At 43.9% G+C, this 17,786-nt stretch carries 16 protein-coding genes; 3 read left to right on the top strand and 13 right to left on the bottom strand.

Annotation, left to right across the window (positions count from 1 at the left end; genetic code table 11):
- Window positions 1-78: 78 nt before the first annotated feature.
- Window positions 79-1,155, bottom strand: a complete 1,077-nt coding sequence (locus tag EV212_RS12400) for a site-specific integrase (RefSeq protein ID WP_132093996.1) — start codon at window positions 1,153-1,155, stop codon at window positions 79-81.
- Between the two features lie 4 nt (window positions 1,156-1,159).
- Complete coding sequence (locus EV212_RS12405) at window positions 1,160-1,351, bottom strand: MerR family transcriptional regulator (RefSeq protein ID WP_118043684.1); 192 nt, start codon at window positions 1,349-1,351, stop codon at window positions 1,160-1,162.
- A gap of 254 nt (window positions 1,352-1,605) precedes the next feature.
- Here EV212_RS12405 and EV212_RS12410 point away from each other — a divergent pair, with 254 nt between their 5' ends.
- From EV212_RS12410 to EV212_RS12420, 3 genes are read left to right on the top strand one after another with little or no spacing between them, the layout of a single operon-like run.
- A complete protein-coding gene (locus tag EV212_RS12410; RefSeq protein WP_118043685.1) occupies window positions 1,606-2,103 on the top strand; it encodes a helix-turn-helix domain-containing protein in 498 nt (165 codons plus the stop codon).
- 27 nt (window positions 2,104-2,130) lie between these two features.
- Window positions 2,131-2,790: a S1 family peptidase gene (locus tag EV212_RS12415; RefSeq protein WP_132093998.1), complete on the top strand. Its 660-nt coding sequence runs from the start codon at window positions 2,131-2,133 to the stop codon at window positions 2,788-2,790.
- Complete coding sequence (locus EV212_RS12420) at window positions 2,787-3,245, top strand: hypothetical protein (protein ID WP_132094001.1); 459 nt, start codon at window positions 2,787-2,789, stop codon at window positions 3,243-3,245. Before EV212_RS12415 ends, EV212_RS12420 begins: the two co-directional genes overlap by 4 nt.
- Before the next feature lie 197 nt (window positions 3,246-3,442).
- Here the strand turns inward: EV212_RS12420 and guaA are convergent, their stop codons facing one another.
- The 11 genes from guaA to EV212_RS12475 all read right to left on the bottom strand — a co-directional run bounded on the left by guaA (window position 3,443) and on the right by EV212_RS12475 (window position 17,784).
- On the bottom strand, window positions 3,443-4,984 hold the full coding sequence (gene guaA / locus EV212_RS12425) for a glutamine-hydrolyzing GMP synthase (RefSeq protein ID WP_132094004.1): 1,542 nt from the start codon (window positions 4,982-4,984) through the stop codon (window positions 3,443-3,445).
- A 92-nt stretch (window positions 4,985-5,076) separates the two neighbouring features.
- The gene (gene uvrA / locus EV212_RS12430; protein WP_132094007.1) at window positions 5,077-7,935 is read right to left on the bottom strand and encodes an excinuclease ABC subunit UvrA; all 2,859 of its coding nucleotides are present in this window, start codon (window positions 7,933-7,935) and stop codon (window positions 5,077-5,079) included.
- A gap of 2 nt (window positions 7,936-7,937) precedes the next feature.
- Window positions 7,938-8,468: a type 1 periplasmic-binding domain-containing protein gene (locus tag EV212_RS12435; protein ID WP_132094010.1), complete on the bottom strand. Its 531-nt coding sequence runs from the start codon at window positions 8,466-8,468 to the stop codon at window positions 7,938-7,940.
- Entirely contained in the window at window positions 8,468-9,616 is a 1,149-nt protein-coding gene (locus tag EV212_RS12440; RefSeq protein ID WP_132094013.1) for a toxic anion resistance protein, read from the bottom strand. The genes EV212_RS12435 and EV212_RS12440 overlap by 1 nt, the downstream gene beginning before the upstream one ends.
- 44 nt (window positions 9,617-9,660) lie before the next feature.
- Entirely contained in the window at window positions 9,661-10,890 is a 1,230-nt protein-coding gene (locus EV212_RS12445) for a 5-bromo-4-chloroindolyl phosphate hydrolysis family protein (RefSeq protein ID WP_165873376.1), read from the bottom strand.
- A 141-nt stretch (window positions 10,891-11,031) separates the two neighbouring features.
- On the bottom strand, window positions 11,032-11,970 hold the full coding sequence (locus tag EV212_RS12450) for a transketolase family protein (protein ID WP_132094019.1): 939 nt from the start codon (window positions 11,968-11,970) through the stop codon (window positions 11,032-11,034).
- Window positions 11,958-12,794 carry a transketolase gene (locus tag EV212_RS12455; RefSeq protein WP_132094022.1) on the bottom strand — a complete coding sequence of 279 codons (837 nt, stop codon included), beginning with the start codon at window positions 12,792-12,794 and terminating at the stop codon, window positions 11,958-11,960. Before EV212_RS12455 ends, EV212_RS12450 begins: the two co-directional genes overlap by 13 nt.
- Before the next feature lie 77 nt (window positions 12,795-12,871).
- Complete coding sequence (fsa, locus tag EV212_RS12460) at window positions 12,872-13,525, bottom strand: fructose-6-phosphate aldolase (protein ID WP_132094025.1); 654 nt, start codon at window positions 13,523-13,525, stop codon at window positions 12,872-12,874.
- 110 nt (window positions 13,526-13,635) lie between these two features.
- Entirely contained in the window at window positions 13,636-15,459 is a 1,824-nt protein-coding gene (locus EV212_RS12465) for an aminopeptidase P family protein (protein WP_132094028.1), read from the bottom strand.
- 62 nt (window positions 15,460-15,521) lie between these two features.
- Window positions 15,522-16,037 carry a hypothetical protein gene (locus tag EV212_RS12470; protein ID WP_132094031.1) on the bottom strand — a complete coding sequence of 172 codons (516 nt, stop codon included), beginning with the start codon at window positions 16,035-16,037 and terminating at the stop codon, window positions 15,522-15,524.
- A 28-nt stretch (window positions 16,038-16,065) separates the two neighbouring features.
- Window positions 16,066-17,784, bottom strand: a complete 1,719-nt coding sequence (locus EV212_RS12475) for a S8 family peptidase (RefSeq protein WP_132094034.1) — start codon at window positions 17,782-17,784, stop codon at window positions 16,066-16,068.
- Between the last annotated feature and the right edge of the window lie 2 nt (window positions 17,785-17,786).

Genomic DNA, 17,786 nt, shown 5'->3' on the forward strand with positions numbered 1-17,786 from the left:
TGGTTCAATATGTCCCGCCTTTTTTGGGGAATTTCCCTTGCTGATTTCAGGGAATTCTGACGCTTTTTTTCGGTAATTCTAGTGTATCATAAACACCATATCCAGTCTGTTTGCCATTTCTGTCTGCACCGACGGGAAAAGATGTGCATAACGATATGTGATTTTTTCAGCTTCATGTCCAACACGGTTTCCTATCGCTAATGCTGTAAATCCCATATCAATCAGCAGAGAAACATGCGAATGTCTAAGATCATGGATTCTGATTCTTTTCACACCCATAGCTTTACATCCTCTGTCCATTTCACTGAATAAATAATGTTTACTGACAGGAAAAAGTCGGTCAGAGTCTTTCAAATCGTAATACATTTTCAGACAATCCTGCATCTCTTCACACAGGAACTTCGGCATCTTAATTGTCCTGTTACCTTTCCGTGTTTTCGGAGATGTAATCACATCTTCCCCTTTCAGACGTTGATAGGATTTATTAATCCGTACAGTCTCTGCTTCAAAATCAAAATCTGCCGGAGTCAGTGCTAAAAGTTCGCCTTCCCTGATACCGCACCAGTACAGCATTTCGAATGCATAATAGGACAGCGGTTTGTCCATCATAGCTTCTGCAAACTGAAGATATTCTTCTTTCGTCCAAAACAGCATTTCTTTACTTTCTTCCATTCCCATCGTTCCTGCCTTTTTTGCAGGATTGATATTCAGGTCATAATACCGATTTGCATGATTGAAAATAGAACTCAACTGTGCATGAATTGTCCTCAAATATGTGGGAGAAAGTGTCTTTCCTCCCGGTGTTTTCAAGGTTCTGATTTCATTCTGCCAGTCAATGACATCTTTTGCTTTAATCTCGGAAAGCTTTCTGTTTCCAAGATAGGGAAGAATCTTTGTCTGAATGATATGTTCTTTTGTCAGCCAAGTATTCAGTTTCAGTCGCGGTCGTACATCCTTTTCATATAATTTGCAAAAACTCTCCAATGTCATATCAATATCAGCTTTTTTCTGAAGCTGGAACTGTCGTTCCCACTCCTGTGCTTCTTTTTTCGTTGCGAAACCTCTCTGGCATTTTTGTTTACGCTCGCCACGCCAATCCACATAACGAGCCATTACATACCATGTTCCATTTTTTTCATTTTTGTATACTGGCATCCATTTACCCCCTTTCGTATGATTTTGTTCCGTAAAAATGTTCGTAAAAATATTTTCTATCAATTCTTCCTGCAATCGTCACACATCCTGTTTTCTTTAATTCTGCATTCATCTGTCGAATCAACTTATACGCATATGGAACAGATACATCCAATTCCTCCGCCACTTCTTCTACTCTCATAAACATCTTCTGCATAAATACCCTCCTTTATATGAAATATATTTGTTTTGTTTTTCATTTATACTATACATATTTGTATTGTATCATTATAATAACACCATATACTATACATTGCAATAGGCTTTCAAGTCATTTACTAACTTTTTTTATTTTATTTTGAACTATTTCTATATTTTTTTGTTAAATTTATTGAATCACCAATACTAATATGTTATGATTTTTTATATAAATACGAATATAAATAACTTATTTTGAAAGGATGATAAAATATGGCTATTGGCGAACGTATCCACTTTTTCCGTAATCTCCGTGGCATGACACAGAAATATCTCGGTAAATGTATCGGATTCAGCGAAAATCAGGCTGATGTCCGAATTGCTCAATATGAAACAGGCAAACGAAATCCAAAAGAAGCTTATCTAAATGCCCTTGCAGAAACACTTGATGTTGCTCCGGAAGCATTAAATGTTCCAGATATTGACACCTATGTAGGACTCATGCATACGTTCTTTACTCTGGAAGATGTATACGGACTTAAAATCGGCGAGATTGAAGGTGAACTCTGCCTGAGATTAGACCGCAGCTCCAAATCGTATCTAAGTATGTTTGAACTTTTTTACTCCTGGAATCGTATTGCTGAAAAACTCCGCAGGGAAGAAATCACACAAGATGAATACGATGAATGGCGTTACCACTATCCAAAACTGGAAACAGAACGCTTTCGCAATGAAGTTCTTGCTTTTCGCAAAAATGAATCCAATAATTAAAAATCATAAAAATATGGAGGAATGATTATGTTTTTTACAGATATTAGCTATGTAGTACATCCAGTCGGCAGAATTACGCCAAATGGAATTACTCTCTTAGGCACTGCTTTTTTCATTAACAAACCGGGATTACTTGCAACAGCTGCTCATGTCGTAGATAATAACGATAACGGCCTAGTCATCATTATGAATAAGGTAAATTCTATTCAGGATTATCAAGATACTTCCGATACTCAAGTAAACTGTATTCCTGCCAAAATAAAAGAAATCAATCCCTTATATGATGTCTGCTTATTAGAAATCCCTCAAAAAACACAGTCAACATTCACACTTTCATCAACAGATTCTGTTCATGTTGGTGAAAACATCTCTTTGTTCGGTTATCCACATTGTGATCACGGAAGAATGGTATTAACTCAACAAAATACTTCTGTAGGTGCTAATATATTGATTGATTCTTCTAGAATAAAGGCAAAGAACATTGTATTGAATATACAATCACGTCCTGGACAATCTGGTAGTCCTATAGTTATTCCAGAAAGTCGTTCTATTGCAGCAATGCTAATTGGCTCTTATGCTCCAGCCGGAACTCATGGTGGAATCAGTATAGGTGGGATTGATCCTCAAACTCTACATCAAACAACACATGCAATTTCAGCCACATACATAAAGGAGATGACAGAATGACTACCATAGAAGAAATTTTTACAGAATACCCAGACTCTTGGTTGCTATGCCTTCCCGGATATCAGCAGAAAACAATCAATGAATTATATTGTCAATTAGGAGATTATGAGCAAGTAGCACAGGCTTGGTTAACAGCATCTATGTCTACAAACGTTCCTTTTGGTGCACAGAAAGGACACTCTATATTCTACGAAAAAGTTCTTGATGAGATAGAAGCATTCTTCTCAGGTGATGAACGATATAGTGAAAATAGATTAGCCATATTAAAAGAATCTGGAGCTGCTCAAAACTATATTGTCGGAGCAATTTCTGTTGCTCTTGCACCTATATTGGGCACCTCATCAGCTTTCTTAGCTCCTATTATCGCAATCGTCTTAGTCACCATTGCCAAAATGGGAATTAATGCTTGGTTGGCTGCTCGTAAAGAAAAACGTGCTTTAAAAGACAACCAATAATTTTACACGTAAAAAGGTCTAACCGAATTTTTTAAGTTCAGTTAGACCTTTTCTATTTGGAATTCTCCACATCACCTGCAAACCACTGGTTCACAGGATAATAAATGCAGAAAATCTACTGTTATCAAATTGTTATCAAAATACATCTTGAAAGTCCTGTACCCCGCATAAATACTGGGTTTGTCAAGTGTCTTTCATTATTCAAACTCAATCGTTGCCGGTGGTTTTCCTGTGCAGTCATAGAGCACGCGGTTAACGCCTTTAACTTCGTTGACAATACGATTTGTAACTTTTTCGAGGACTTCCCACGGAATATGTGCGGATTCAGCGGTCATGAAGTCGCTTGTGGTGACGGCCCGGAGGGCAATCGCATAGTCGTAGGTACGTCCGTCGCCCATAACGCCAACAGATCGCATATTGGTAAGTGCAGCAAAGTACTGACCAAGGTCTTTGTCAACGCCTGCTTTGGCGATTTCTTCACGGTAGATATAATCGGCATCCTGAACGATGTGGACTTTTTCTTCGGTAACTTCGCCAATGATACGGATTCCAAGGCCCGGGCCCGGGAATGGCTGACGGCTTACAAGGTATTCCGGAATGCCGAGTTCGCGGCCCGCATTACGGACTTCATCTTTGAAGAGAAGGCGCAGAGGTTCGATGATTTCTTTGAAATCGACATAATCCGGGAGACCGCCCACATTATGGTGGGATTTGATCACTGCGGATTTGCCAAGGCCGGATTCGATGACATCCGGATAAATCGTACCCTGGACAAGGAAATCTACAGCGCCGATTTTTTTGGCTTCTTCTTCAAACACACGGATGAATTCCTCACCGATAATCTTACGTTTCGCTTCCGGCTCGGTTACTCCCGCAAGTTTACTGTAAAAACGCTCCTGAGCATTCACGCGAACAAAATTTAAATCATATGGACCATCTGGTCCGAAAACGGCTGCCACTTCATCACCTTCATTTTTACGAAGCAGACCATGATCTACAAAAACGCAGGTAAGCTGTTTGCCAACGGCTTTGGCAAGCATAACGGCTGCCACAGAGGAGTCTACGCCACCGGACAGAGCACAGAGCACTTTACCGTCGCCGATTTTTTCCCGAAGCTGTTCAATTGTCGATTCAACAAAGGAATCCATCTTCCAGTCTCCACTACATCCGCAGACTTTATAGACAAAATTAGAGAGCATCGTTATACCTTCCTGAGTATGCATAACCTCCGGATGGAACTGGGTTGCGTAGAATTTCTTTTCCGGACATTCCATGGCGGCCACCGGGCAGACCGGAGTGCTGGCCACAACTTTGAAACCGGCCGGTGCTTCTGCAATATAGTCGGTATGGCTCATCCAGCAGATTGTTTTTTCGGAAACACCTTCAAAAATCACAGAGGAGGTGTTGACATCCACTTCGGTTTTACCGTATTCACTGACTGGGGCTGTCTCAACCTTACCGCCCAATATATGAGCCATCAACTGGGAGCCATAGCAAATGCCTAAAATCGGCACGCCCAGTTCAAAAATTTCTTTCTGATATGTCGGCGAATCTTCCCCATAGACGCTGTTTGGCCCGCCGGTAAAAATGATTCCCTTTGGATTTAACTCTTTAATCTGTTCCAGTGTCATGGTATGTGGATGGACCTCACAGTAGACATGGCATTCTCTCACACGTCTTGCAATCAACTGATTATACTGTCCGCCGAAGTCCAATACGATAATCATTTCTCGATTCATGTACCGTCTCCTCCTATGTTATCTATCACAATCTAATATAAAAACAGGTAATTTCTATAATACAACATTTTCATTCTAAATGCTACTCAATTTTATAAACCCGGTGACTTTTTATCCCGTTCCAGATACTTTCGAATATATTTTCCGGTATAGGAAACCGGTGACTGGGCTACTTCCTCCGGTGTACCCTGGGCAATCACTGTACCGCCCCTGTCGCCGCCGTCGGGACCGATATCAATAATATAGTCCGCCGTCTTGATCACATCCAGATTGTGTTCAATGACAACGACCGTATTGCCGCCGTCGGTCAGTCGATGCAGAATCTCGATAAGCTTATGGACATCGGCAAAGTGAAGGCCGGTGGTCGGCTCATCCAGAATATAAATCGTCTTTCCTGTACTTCTTCGGCTCAGCTCTGTCGCCAATTTGACACGCTGTGCTTCACCGCCGGACAGGGTCGTCGACGGCTGTCCAAGACGAACATAGGAAAGACCCACATCATTGAGGGTTTCCATTTTTCGGCGAATCGATGGCACGTTTTCAAAAAACTCCAGTGCTTCTTCCACAGTCATATTAAGAACATCATAGATGTTTTTACCTTTGTATTTAACTTCCAGTGTTTCCCGATTATAACGCTTTCCCTGACAGACCTCACAAGGCACATAAACATCCGCCAGAAAATGCATTTCTATCTTAATGATTCCGTCACCGGCACAGGCCTCACACCGGCCGCCCTTAACATTGAAACTGAAACGTCCCTTTTTATAACCTCGTTCTTTGGCGTCCACTGTAGAAGCAAACAAATCGCGGATTATATCAAAGACACCGGTATAGGTGGCCGGATTGGAACGGGGCGTTCGTCCGATCGGTGACTGGTCAATATTAATGACCTTATCCAACTGGTCCGCACCGAGAAGGTCTTTATGCTTACCCGGTCGGGAGGTCCTGGAATGATTCAGATCTCTGGCCAGCCGTTTATATAAAATCTCATTCACAATAGAACTCTTTCCTGAGCCGGAAACCCCCGTCACACAGGTAAAGACGCCTAAAGGAATATCCACGTCAATATTTTTCAAATTATTTTCCTGGGCTCCGAGAATGGTCAGGTGACCCGTTGGCTGTCGGCGTTCCTTTGGAACCGGTATTCGTTTTTTGCCGGAAAGGTAAGCCGCTGTAATAGATTTCCGGCTCCGGATAAATTCTTTTGGTGTGCCTTTTGCCACCACTTCACCGCCATGTTCTCCCGCGCCCGGTCCTATATCCACCACATAATCCGATTCCAGCATAGTATCCTCATCATGTTCCACCACTATCAGACTATTTCCCAAATCCCGAAGTTCTTTCAGCGCCTTCAATAGCTTGTCATTATCCTTCTGGTGAAGACCAATACTTGGCTCGTCCAGAATATATGCCACTCCCACCAGCCCGGATCCGATCTGGGTCGCCAGACGGATTCGCTGCGCTTCGCCGCCGGACAGAGTGCCAGTGGAACGGGCCAGCATAAGGTAATCCAGCCCCACATTAACAAGAAAGCCAAGGCGCGAACGGATTTCCTTCAAAATCTGCTGCCCGATCATCTGCTGATGTTCGCTCAGTGTCAGATGGTTCATGAAATTTAAAAGCTCCACAATGGACATTTCTGTAATTTCTGCAATATTTTTTTCAGAAACCGTAACTGCCAACGACTCCCGCTTCAAACGTTTGCCTCCGCACTCGCCGCAAGGTGTGATCATCATGAAGTTCTCATATGCCTGACGCGTAATCTCAGAACCGGTTTCCCGATATTTACGCTCCATGTTACGAACCAGCCCCTCAAAGGCCACATCGTAGACACCTTCGCCGCGCATTCCCTTATAATGAACCTTTACATATTCCCCATTTGTGCCGTGAATCAGTATATCCTGTATTTTTTTCGGATAATCTTTAAACGGCGTATCCAGAGAAAAATGATAATGGTCTGCCAGAGCAGCCAGAATAGCATTGGTAAAACTTCCCTCTACGTTGGCCGACTGCCAGCCCATGGCCACGATTGCTCCATTATTAATACTCAATGACGTGTCCGGAATCAGCAGTTCCGGTGAAAATTCCATTTTAAATCCAAGACCTTTGCATACCGGGCAGGCTCCAAAAGGATTATTGAAAGAAAAACTTCTTGGCTCAATTTCCTCCAGGCTGACACCACAGTCCGGACATGAAAAACTCTGACTGAAGTTCATCGGTTCACCGCCGATCACATCAACAACCACAAGGCCGTCGGATAATTTTAATGTCGTTTCCAGTGAGTCTGTCAAACGCTTTTCGATACCTGGCTTTACTGCCAGCCGATCCACAACAATTTCTATATTGTGCTTTTTATTTTTATCCAGTTTGATTTCTTCCGATAATTCATAGAGATTTCCATCCACCATCACCCGGACATATCCGCTGCGCTTCGCCTGCTGAAAAATTATCACATGTTCTCCCTTACGTCCGCGAACTACCGGCGCCAAAAGCTGAATCCGGGTCCGTTCAGGCAGTGCCAGAATGGCGTCCACCATCTGGTCCACCGTCTGCTTCTGAATCACTTTTCCGCATTTTGGACAATGGGGTATCCCAATACGGGCATACAGCAAACGCAAATAATCATAAATTTCCGTCACTGTTCCGACCGTAGAACGGGGATTCCGATTCGTTGATTTCTGATCAATAGAAATCGCCGGAGGCAACCCTGAAATACTTTCCACATCCGGTTTTTCCATCTGACCAAGGAACTGGCGGGCATAGGAGGATAAGGATTCCATATACCGGCGTTGTCCCTCTGCGTAAATTGTATCAAAGGCCAGAGAAGATTTTCCTGAACCGCTGAGACCGGTCAAAACGACCAGTTCATTTCTTGGAATATCAATATCAATTCCCTTTAAATTATGCTCTCTGGCACCTCTAATCTTTATATACTCTTTTTTTCCTGCCATAACTACCTCTTTTTGTATATAACCTCTTCCGTTTCCAACAGCCGCCGTGCTTCCCCACCGCTCAGTGCATCTTTCTCTTCGGGACTTAGCAAAATCACCCGGATTCCAAGATTTTCAGCTCGCGCCACGGCATCCGTAATAAGCTTCGATTCCTCCTGAACGATAAACAACACATCCATCGGCGCATCGATAAGTTTATTCAACTGTTCTGCCTGACGGGCTGCATCACCATGAGCATCCTGAATATTCAAATGATACCCGTCAGCTTCCGTAAATGCACTGTAAAAGGATTCTGTCTGGGTAACCTGCCATTCACTGAGATTTGAACTTTGAGCAAAACCCACATTTATTTTATCCATCTGAACCGAAATCTCATCACCATGGACGATTTCTATTGTCTCATCTTCATCAACAAAACCTCGGTGCTCTTCCTCTGTTCCGAAAATATCCTGATGGGACGAAACGGCCTTGCCGCATGCGGCAAGGCTCCATATCATAGTCAATACACTCATCAAATACAAACAACGTTTCATTATTTGCGTATTTCCAGCAGTTTTTTCTTTAAGTCGTCTTCCATCTGACGCAGTTCACCTTCTGCCGCCAGACGTTTCTCTCTTCCCTCTGTCTGAATCTTCATAATTTCATCCAGTGTCGAGATAAGGGATTCGTTCGTCTGTTTCAGAGTTTCAATATCCACAATACCTCTTTCGGAAGCTTTTGCCGTCTCGATCGACGCCATCTTAAGGGTTTCCGCATTCTTTTTTAAAAGCTCATTGGTCATATCCGTCACCTGCTGCTGAGCCTTTGCCGCCTGATTGGAATGTTCCACCCCAAGGGCCAGCACCATCTGACTCTTCCAGAGTGGGATAGTATTGACCACCGTCGACTGTATCTTTTCCACCATCACTGTATCGCTGTTCTGCACAAGACGAATCTGGGGTGCAGTCTGGATGGAGATCATACGGGTTAAATCCAGATCGTGAAGCTTTTTCTCAAAGCGCTGGCACAGGCCTTCCAGATCCTTGGCCGCCTGGGCATCCTCAGCCAGGCCACTGGCCTCTGCCTTCTGAATCAATACCGGAAGTTCTTCATTTCGTACTTGTGCCAGCTTTTTCTTACCAGCCAGAATATACATGGTCAGCTCTTTAAAATAAGTCAGATTCAATTCATACATTTTATCAAGAGTAGCAATATCTTTCAGCAAAACAACCTGATGAGCTTCCAGAGATTTGCATATCTGCATCACATTATCCTCAGCCTTGGCGTATTTTGCCTTCATTGAGACCATTTTATTCGATGTTTTCTTAAACAGACCGCCAAAAAAGCCTTTACTCTCTTCTTCCGCATCAAAGCTTTTCAGTTCTGTGACCACATTGCTGAGCATATCCCCAACCTCGCCCAAATCCTTGGACTTTACATTTTCCAGCGCGGCTTCTGAAAAATCCGCCATCTTCTTCTGAACCCCGGCACCATATTTTAAAATCGCATTCGTGTTATTCAGATCAATTTGCTGACTAAAGCTGTCAACCATGGCCCGTTCTTCCTCACTCAAAACCGAATCATCCATCGGTTCCGGCTCTTTCGCTGCCGTCTCAGCCAACTCGGCCTTTTCTTTCATCTCCGGCACTTCATCAAACACCAGTGTCGGTGCCGTTTGAAACTCTTTAAATGCTTCGCTCATCGTTCTCTCTCCTTACTTTCCAGGCCTCTTATGTATGGCTCATTCTAGGCAGTTGTGTTTTTGGATGTCCGAACCGGCATCTCATCTCCGGTCAATCCTTCTTTGGCCAGCATCGTATTCAGAACAGAAATATCCGTTGAAATGTCCCATGCCGTATCTTTATAGCAACTGTCCAGAAGATTTTCAAACGCCTGGTTGATCGTATCTAAAGTTGCTTCAATTTCTTTTTTAGTTTCAGAAATATTCTGCCCCTGTACGGGCTGATCATCCAATTCCTGATAAACATCCAAAAGCTTCTGTGTCGTCGGAAGATAATAATTCATAAATTGATGAAGCTCCGGTGCCAGGGATGGGTCCTTCTCCACCTGGGTGAAAATTCTGGAAATGATCAATTCTAACCGGGAAATCTTTGCCGAAATCTCCACATCCGGAATCGCATCATTACAGGCACGGATATGTTCAACATATCGTTTCCCTTCGGTGAGCATCATCCGCACTTCCTCAGAATATTTTGGATCTGCCATTTTTGCCGCTTCAGCCCTGGCCCGGGCCTCCCGCTCTTCGAGACTCTTCTGAGCCTGACAATACTGACTGTAAGCCTGATCAGTTATCATAAAACATTTATCCTGCTTATCCAAATGCCCCTGTAAAAACATCTGGTATTTCATCATCTCTTTTAAATCTTTTACCACATATGCCGACGTTTTTCCAAGCTTCCGGGCCAGCTCTTCCACGTCACAAAATTCCCGGTCATCTAAAATCTTCCGGTACTCTCTGAACCGTTTAATCCTTGATGTGATACGATATCCCCGCATTCCAAGTATCATAAAGATAATGAAAAAGAGCAACAGGATAAAAATAGGAATAAACAATGCCGTCAATCCATCCAGGACAAACTGAACAATAAGCAGAACTGCCAGACCGATTCCAAACATGGTGCTCAGAATAAAGCCGATCACCACCATCAGTGTCCCGCCAATCTCTCCCTTCGGATGGGAAGCAAAATACTTCGCCTGTTCTTTATCACGTTGTTTATAAGAAGACTGTCTTTTCACCTCTCCCCGGTGAACCTGAGGCCCGGCAGTCTCGCCTTTATTCTGCGCCTTTGACATGTTTTCCGATGCCTGAGAAACGCCGGAACGCACTGCACTGACCGCATCATTCACCGTCTGACGCACAGTCGCATTTAATTCTTTGAAGTCATTGGAATCAATGGCTGACTGAACAATCTTTTGTATCTGTTCACCAAAATCATAAAAATCACTGTTTTTCATATTATGCCTTTCACTCCATTTATAATAAATAAGAAACCATTTTAAATTATAGCGGATTTTTATACAAAACACAAGCATCGTACAATAAAAACAAAGCCTGCGAACAAATGTTTTTTTATCCGCAGGCTGTACTGTTATCTTTTATAAAGATTCTTTAATTTTTTTATAAATGCCTTCTGCATCCAGACCATATTTGTGAATCAATTCCACAGCCGGACCAGACTCGCCATAGGTATCTTCTACGCCGATCTTAGTGACTTTTGTCGGCGCCTGAGCTGCCAATGTATCGCATACCGCACTTCCGAGACCACCGATAATTGAATGTTCTTCCACCGTAAAAATACGACCGGTTTCCTTGGCTGCTTTGACGACCAATGCCTCGTCTAATGGTTTGATCGTATGAATATTGATCACTCTGGCATCAATCCCATCGGCCGCCAACAATTTCGCCGCTTCCAGAGATTCGGAAACACAAAGTCCGGTGGCGATGATCGTCATATCTTTACCATCTTTTAAGGTAATACCTTTACCAATCTCAAATTTATAATCCGGATGATCGTTGATCACCGGAACAGCTAAACGTCCAAAACGCATGTACACCGGCCCTTCATGCTCATAGGCAGCATAAACAGCGGCTCTTGCTTCCACATCATCCGCAGGGTTGATAACGACCATCCCAGGAATCGTCCGCATCAAAGCAATATCTTCATTGCACTGATGTGTTGCGCCATCTTCACCAACAGAAATACCCGCATGTGTTGCACCAATTTTTACATTCAGCTTTGGATAACCGATCGAATTACGAATCTGTTCGAATGCACGTCCCGCCGCAAACATGGCAAATGTACTTGCAAAAGGAACCTTGCCTGTAGCTGCCAGTCCGGCCGCAATCCCCATCATATTACATTCAGCGATACCACAGTCGATGTGACGTTCCGGATATGCTTTTTTAAATACACCTGTTTTCGTAGCCGCAGCAAGGTCGGCGTCCAGAACAACCAGATTTTCATGTTTTGCGCCAAGCTCAGTCAGCGCATTGCCATAACTTTCTCTTGTTGCAATCTTTTTTACTTCTGACACAGTGCTTCACCTACTTTCTCCAAATCTTCCATAGCAATTTTATACTGTTCATCATTTGGTGCGGTGCCATGCCAGCTTGCCTGATTTTCCATAAAAGATACGCCTTTACCCTTTACAGTTTTTGCGATAATGGCTGTCGGCATCCCTTTGGTCGCCCGTGCTTCTGCAAATGCAGCAGCAATCTGATCAAAGTCATGACCATCGATATTGATCACATGGAAGTTAAATGCCTCGAATTTTTTATCAATTGGATACGGAGAACATACGTCTTCAATATTCCCGTCAATCTGAAGTCCGTTATTATCCACAATAACAACAAGGTTATCCAGCTTCCGCGCACCAGCAAACATAGCTGCTTCCCAAACCTGTCCTTCCTGGATTTCACCGTCGCCGAGAAGTGTATATACGCGGTAAGCGTCGTCGCTTAATTTTGCCGATAAAGCCATGCCTACGGCTGCAGAAACGCCCTGTCCCAGGGAACCGCTGGACATATCAACACCCGGAATATGTTTTTTGTCCGGATGTCCCTGGAGATAAGAACCGACTTTACGGAGTGTGGTCAAATCTTCTACCGGGAAAAACCCTTTGTGAGCCAAAGTGGAATAATAAGCCGGCGCCACATGACCTTTAGATAATACAAAACGATCTCTGTCCGCTTTATCCGCTGCCTTCGGATCCACATTCATCTCTTCAAAATAAAGATATGTGAAAATATCTGCCGCAGATAAAGAGCCTCCCGGATGTCCGGATTTCGCACTGTGTACAGCCGTCACAATACCCTTGCGGATATCATTCGCCATCTTCTGAAGTTCTACTGTATTCATCTTCTAACCTGCCTTTTCTTCATAGGAATAGCGGGATATTCCCGCTATTCTTCTAGTATCGTTAATTTTTAAATCAATTATTCGCCAAATACAGCTTTATAGTCTGCCTGGAACTTTTCAATCCCCTGATCTGTCAGTGGATGTTTGATCATCTGTTCAATAACACTGTACGGAACCGTAGCGATATCAGCACCTGCAAGTGCGCAGTCAATGACATGAATCGGATGACGAACGCTGGCTGCAATAATTTCTGTTTCAATACCGGCAACAGCAAAAATTTCGGAGATTGTGCGGATCAAATCAATGCCTGGTGTAGATATATCATCCAGTCTGCCAAGGAACGGAGATACGTAAGTTGCACCCGCTCTTGCTGCCAGTAATGCCTGGTTTGCTGTAAAAATCAAAGTAACGTTTGTTTTGATGCCTTCGGAAGATAATACCTTACAAGCTTTTAAGCCTTCTGCCGTCATAGGAATCTTTACGACCATGTTTGGATGAATGGCAGCGATTGCACGTCCTTCTGCGATCATTCCTTCTGCATCTGTTGTTGTTGCTTTAACTTCACCGCTGATTGGTCCGTCGACAATAGACGCAATTTCAGCAATGACTTCTTCAAAGACACGGCCTTCCTTCGCAATTAAAGATGGGTTTGTTGTTACACCACAAATAACACCCATGTCGTTTGCTTTCTTAATATCATCGACTTTCGCTGTGTCAATAAAAAATTTCATTGATCTTTCCCTCCTGGTTTTTATTATAAATTTTTTAAGCTCATATTACATCATAAATAATACCATAAATAGACTTGCTTGTCTATCAGGTTCCCTTTTGAAAATTTCTATTATTGTTCTCCTAAAGGCCGGGTATAATACCGGAGCCATTCTCTTTCTTCGGCATTCAGATAGGGACTGATTTTCTCATAGACCGTCTGATGATAAGTGTTCAACTGATCGATATCCTCCGGATTCAGCCACCGGATATCGATACCATCCAGATCGATCGGCACCCAGGTCAGCATTTCAAACCGCATAAACTGGCCATAACTGTTTTTTTCATCCCTGACACAAATAAGTTCATTTTCCGTACGGATTCCATGACTTCCTTCAATATAAACGCCCGGCTCGTCCGTCGTTACCATACCCGCCTCAAGAATAGAAAAATCCTTCTGCTCCGGCACCCGTTTCCACCGAAAACCATTTGGTCCCTCATGGACGCTCAGCAGATAACCGACCCCATGACCCGTGCCGCATTGATAATCAATCCCCAGATTCCAAAGCGGCCCCCGGGCCAGAATGTCCAGATTATATCCGGAACAACCATAGAGGAATTTGGCATTTGCCAGATTGAGCATGGACTTGGCTACCAGGGTAAAATGTTTCTTTTCTTCCTCGGAAATCGTTCCCAGAATAAAGGTACGGGTAATATCTGTCGTTCCCTCGTAATATTGACCACCTGAATCCACCAGGAGCATTCCTGACGGTTCCAGAACCGCATCGGTCTCCGGTGTGGCACTGTAGTGCATCATCGCCGCATTGGCTTTATAAGCAGAAATCGTATCAAAACTCAGATCCAGGTAAGTATCAATATCTGAACGAAGTTTTTGAAGATAGTCGGAAGCGCTGATTTCCGATATGTAAATCTTTCCTACATTCTTTTTCAGCCAGTACATAAATTTAGTGACAGCTACACCATCTTTAATATGGACACGACGCAGGTTATCAAGCTCAATTTCATTTTTTACTGATTTTGGGATCATTTCATTGATATCCGAAGGAAGAACCCGAACATCCTCCGGCACGCACTGACTCAGAGCATAATTTACCTTTACCGGGTCATATATCAGGCTGCCGCCGGAAAGTGTTTTCAATTCATCATAAACATCCATGTAAGGCTTTAACACAACGCCATCCTCAGCCAGCGCTGTGGTTATTTCTTTTGAAAATGCATTACTGTCCCCATAGAGATTGACTTTCTCTTTATCAATTCTCGCAAAGGCTAAAAAGACCGGCGTATGCCGTACATCATTTCCCCGAAGATTCAGCAGCCAGGCAATATCCTCCAGAGAAGCAAGAAGGATTGTATCACCACCCTTCTCTTTCAGATATTGCCGAAGTTCTTCCAGCTTCTTCTGACGACTCTTCCCGGTATATTTTTCCTCCAAAATGTATACCGGTTCAGACGAACGGGAGGGCCGTTCTCTCCAGAGGCTTCCCGCCAGATCATGGTCCCACAAAATCCGTCCCTGCTTTGAAGCCAGCATATCCGCATAATCCTGTCCCCGGGCCAGATCGACAACCTGCCCGTCAAACGCCAACGTTCCGCCCGCCGGCAGATTTTCTCTCAAATATTCAACCAAAGTCGGTTCGTCGACACTTCCCATACGAAATAATTGCACCTGACTCCCCGCCAACTGATTTTCTGCCTGGATAAAATACCTGCCGTCGGTCCAGAGTCCCGCCATACCCATACCAATCAAGAGGGTTCCGGCAGAACCGGTAAAACCTGCATAATAATTTCTCACTTTATAATAATCACTGACATATTCGGAGGCATGGTCATCCGCCGTCGGTATCAGATAAAAATCGATATGTTCGGCCCGCATTGCTTCCCTCAGTGTTTCAATCCGTTCATCAAATACTGTCACCGTTTTTCCTCTTTTCCACATAATTCCTGACCCGAAAACTGGCACGCAAATGCGTGCCAGTTCCTGAATTTACTTGAACATTTTTAAACTTCTTCTTTTTCAGCTTCTTTGGCTGTCTCTTCAGCTTCTGTAACAGCTTCTTCCGCCTCCGCAACAGCCTCTTCCACTTCTGCCGCCGCCTCTTCGGCTTCTGCAACAGCTTCCTCCACTTCTGCCGCGGCTTCTTCCGCCTCCGAAATGGCTTCTTCTGCTGCTACTTCTTCCACATCTTCTTCAAAAATATCATCTACATCAAAATCGTCATCTACAACTTCATTTTTGGTTTTTACTTCTTCAATCTGTGCTTCCACTTCCTGAATCGCTTCCAAACCTAAATCAACTTTTTGGCACAACTGGACAACCGGACCAGAAAATTCCGCACCCGCTTTTTTCTCTTCGTAAACCATCTTGCCGATTTCAATATAGGTTGCCTTTAACTCACTGTTCAGAGAGTTCTTTTTCATCCGCAATTTCTGAATGCCTACAAACTGCTCTGATTTTTCATAAACAGTTTTCGTAACATCACTAAGACCTTGTTTTAAATCATCAATAAATGCCATCCTTGTACCTCCTTTGTTTTCTTCTATTCTACCTCAGAACACGTAAAGTTTCAAAGGTATTTTTCAAATTCATTGCGCCATATCCCCACCCCTTGTTTGGATAGGTTTCGCCGCTCTTCTGAATCGCTCCCTGGATGAGCAGTCGTCGAATATCATTGCCATCCATATTGATAATGATCACATGAAGCAGTCCCCATTCTAAAAGCAGCGCCGCCGCACCAGCCGCATGAGCAGCCGAGACACTTGAGCCTGTCATCTGCCCGTACCTGCCTCCCGGAAGCGGTCCAAACACATCCACTCCCGGAGCTGCAATATCCGGTTTAATAAACCCGGAAGCCGTGTAGCCCCGGCTGGAATGAATGTAAAGGCTGTTATTATAATGATTATAATTGGCCGCCACTATCAGAGAATTGGTCGTCGCCACGGAGGATACTGTAATGTCCGGATCCGGACTGAGAAAATAAGTATCTTCCTCGATAAACTTTTCCATCGGCAGCCATATGTCAAAACGTCCATTGGATATCCGATCCCCATATACCCTCAGAGACCATATCCCCGGTGTTGGATTTCGAAACTGCAGTACCATAAGAAACTGACCGCTCGTGAGGCCCACCGATTTATCCGCCAAATAGATTTCCGTATCTTCAAACAGGAGCCGCACCCTCTGCGATACACCGAGCCGGGACTGACTTCTGGCAATTCGCTCGCCTTCCGGTGAAACAATTTCCACTGAGAAAACATCGGCAAGAGACCCCCAGATTTCCATCTGAAACCCCCGTTCATTTTCACCGACCCGAAGCTCCACATTCTGACTGTCATCTTTGCCCGGAATAAAACCGGAAAAATGATGGGCCCTTCCTAATTCATTTCCCGCAGCAACAGTGATGCAGATGCCGGTCAGATTGTTGATCCAATTTAAATACTGACTCAGACTTGATGTTCCTTCGTGACTGTCCAGACTATTGCCTATTCCCAGGCAGATGACCAGGGGCATCCGATATTTGGCTGCCTGCTTCAGGGAAAATTGAACTGCCATAAAAATATCTGTTTCCTGGAAGGCAACCGATCCTTCCTTCAAAACATAATACTCTCTCAGATAATCCTTAGCCGGTTTTAATTTAACCGCGATAATCGAAGCTTCCGGTGCCGCACCAACAAAACTGTTCGCCGTATCCTCACTGCCGGCAATGATTCCGGCCATAAACGTCCCATGCCCCTCTTCATCCCGGGTAGGGATCAGTTCCATAGGTTCTTCTGAAAACAACGCCCGATCAATATCATCACTGGTGTACAGCGTTCCGTAAGGGAAGTTCTCCGGTACGTTATCCGACTGAATCGTCTGGTCCCAAATAGACAACATCCGTGTGGAACCGTTCGAAAAACGAAAGGCCGGATGGGTATAATCAATTCCTGTATCAATAATACTGACCAACACGCCACTGCCTCTGTATCCGGAAGCCGGGCTGTAATGCACCGGCAATATACCGCTCTCTTCCATACTTGTCGTATCCATCAGTCCCATGACAGTCGGAATCATATTGTATCCATACTCATCCGGATTCAATTGTCCATCCTCAGGAAGTGGTTTATGAATGACCACATAACTGCTGTTGATCACCTCATAGCAGGATGGATTGTAAGTATTCACCATGACATCGATATTTCCGCCGTACTCAACAATAAAATCCGCATATTCCTGAGACAGAATGATATCCCGGCAGCGCAGCTGCTCCTCAGTCAAAGCCAATC

Origin of the sequence: Frisingicoccus caecimuris, from assembly GCF_004340975.1 — a bacterium.
Taxonomy (GTDB): domain Bacteria; phylum Bacillota; class Clostridia; order Lachnospirales; family Lachnospiraceae; genus Frisingicoccus; species Frisingicoccus caecimuris.

Excerpts from the sequence above, each read along its gene's own strand:
- EV212_RS12410 (WP_118043685.1), top strand. The coding sequence starts at position 1,606 with ATGGCTATTGGCGAACGTATCCACTTTTTCCGTAATCTCCGTGGCATG.
- EV212_RS12465 (WP_132094028.1), bottom strand. The coding sequence starts at position 15,459 with ATGTGGAAAAGAGGAAAAACGGTGACAGTATTTGATGAACGGATTGAA.
- EV212_RS12400 (WP_132093996.1), bottom strand. The coding sequence starts at position 1,155 with ATGCCAGTATACAAAAATGAAAAAAATGGAACATGGTATGTAATGGCT.
- EV212_RS12420 (WP_132094001.1), top strand. The coding sequence starts at position 2,787 with ATGACTACCATAGAAGAAATTTTTACAGAATACCCAGACTCTTGGTTG.
- EV212_RS12445 (WP_165873376.1), bottom strand. The coding sequence starts at position 10,890 with ATGAAAAACAGTGATTTTTATGATTTTGGTGAACAGATACAAAAGATT.
- EV212_RS12405 (WP_118043684.1), bottom strand. The coding sequence starts at position 1,351 with ATGCAGAAGATGTTTATGAGAGTAGAAGAAGTGGCGGAGGAATTGGAT.
- guaA (WP_132094004.1), bottom strand. The coding sequence starts at position 4,984 with ATGAATCGAGAAATGATTATCGTATTGGACTTCGGCGGACAGTATAAT.
- EV212_RS12440 (WP_132094013.1), bottom strand. The coding sequence starts at position 9,616 with ATGAGCGAAGCATTTAAAGAGTTTCAAACGGCACCGACACTGGTGTTT.
- EV212_RS12470 (WP_132094031.1), bottom strand. The coding sequence starts at position 16,037 with ATGGCATTTATTGATGATTTAAAACAAGGTCTTAGTGATGTTACGAAA.
- EV212_RS12455 (WP_132094022.1), bottom strand. The coding sequence starts at position 12,794 with ATGAATACAGTAGAACTTCAGAAGATGGCGAATGATATCCGCAAGGGT.
- fsa (WP_132094025.1), bottom strand. The coding sequence starts at position 13,525 with ATGAAATTTTTTATTGACACAGCGAAAGTCGATGATATTAAGAAAGCA.
- uvrA (WP_132094007.1), bottom strand. The coding sequence starts at position 7,935 with ATGGCAGGAAAAAAAGAGTATATAAAGATTAGAGGTGCCAGAGAGCAT.
- EV212_RS12415 (WP_132093998.1), top strand. The coding sequence starts at position 2,131 with ATGTTTTTTACAGATATTAGCTATGTAGTACATCCAGTCGGCAGAATT.
- EV212_RS12435 (WP_132094010.1), bottom strand. The coding sequence starts at position 8,468 with ATGAAACGTTGTTTGTATTTGATGAGTGTATTGACTATGATATGGAGC.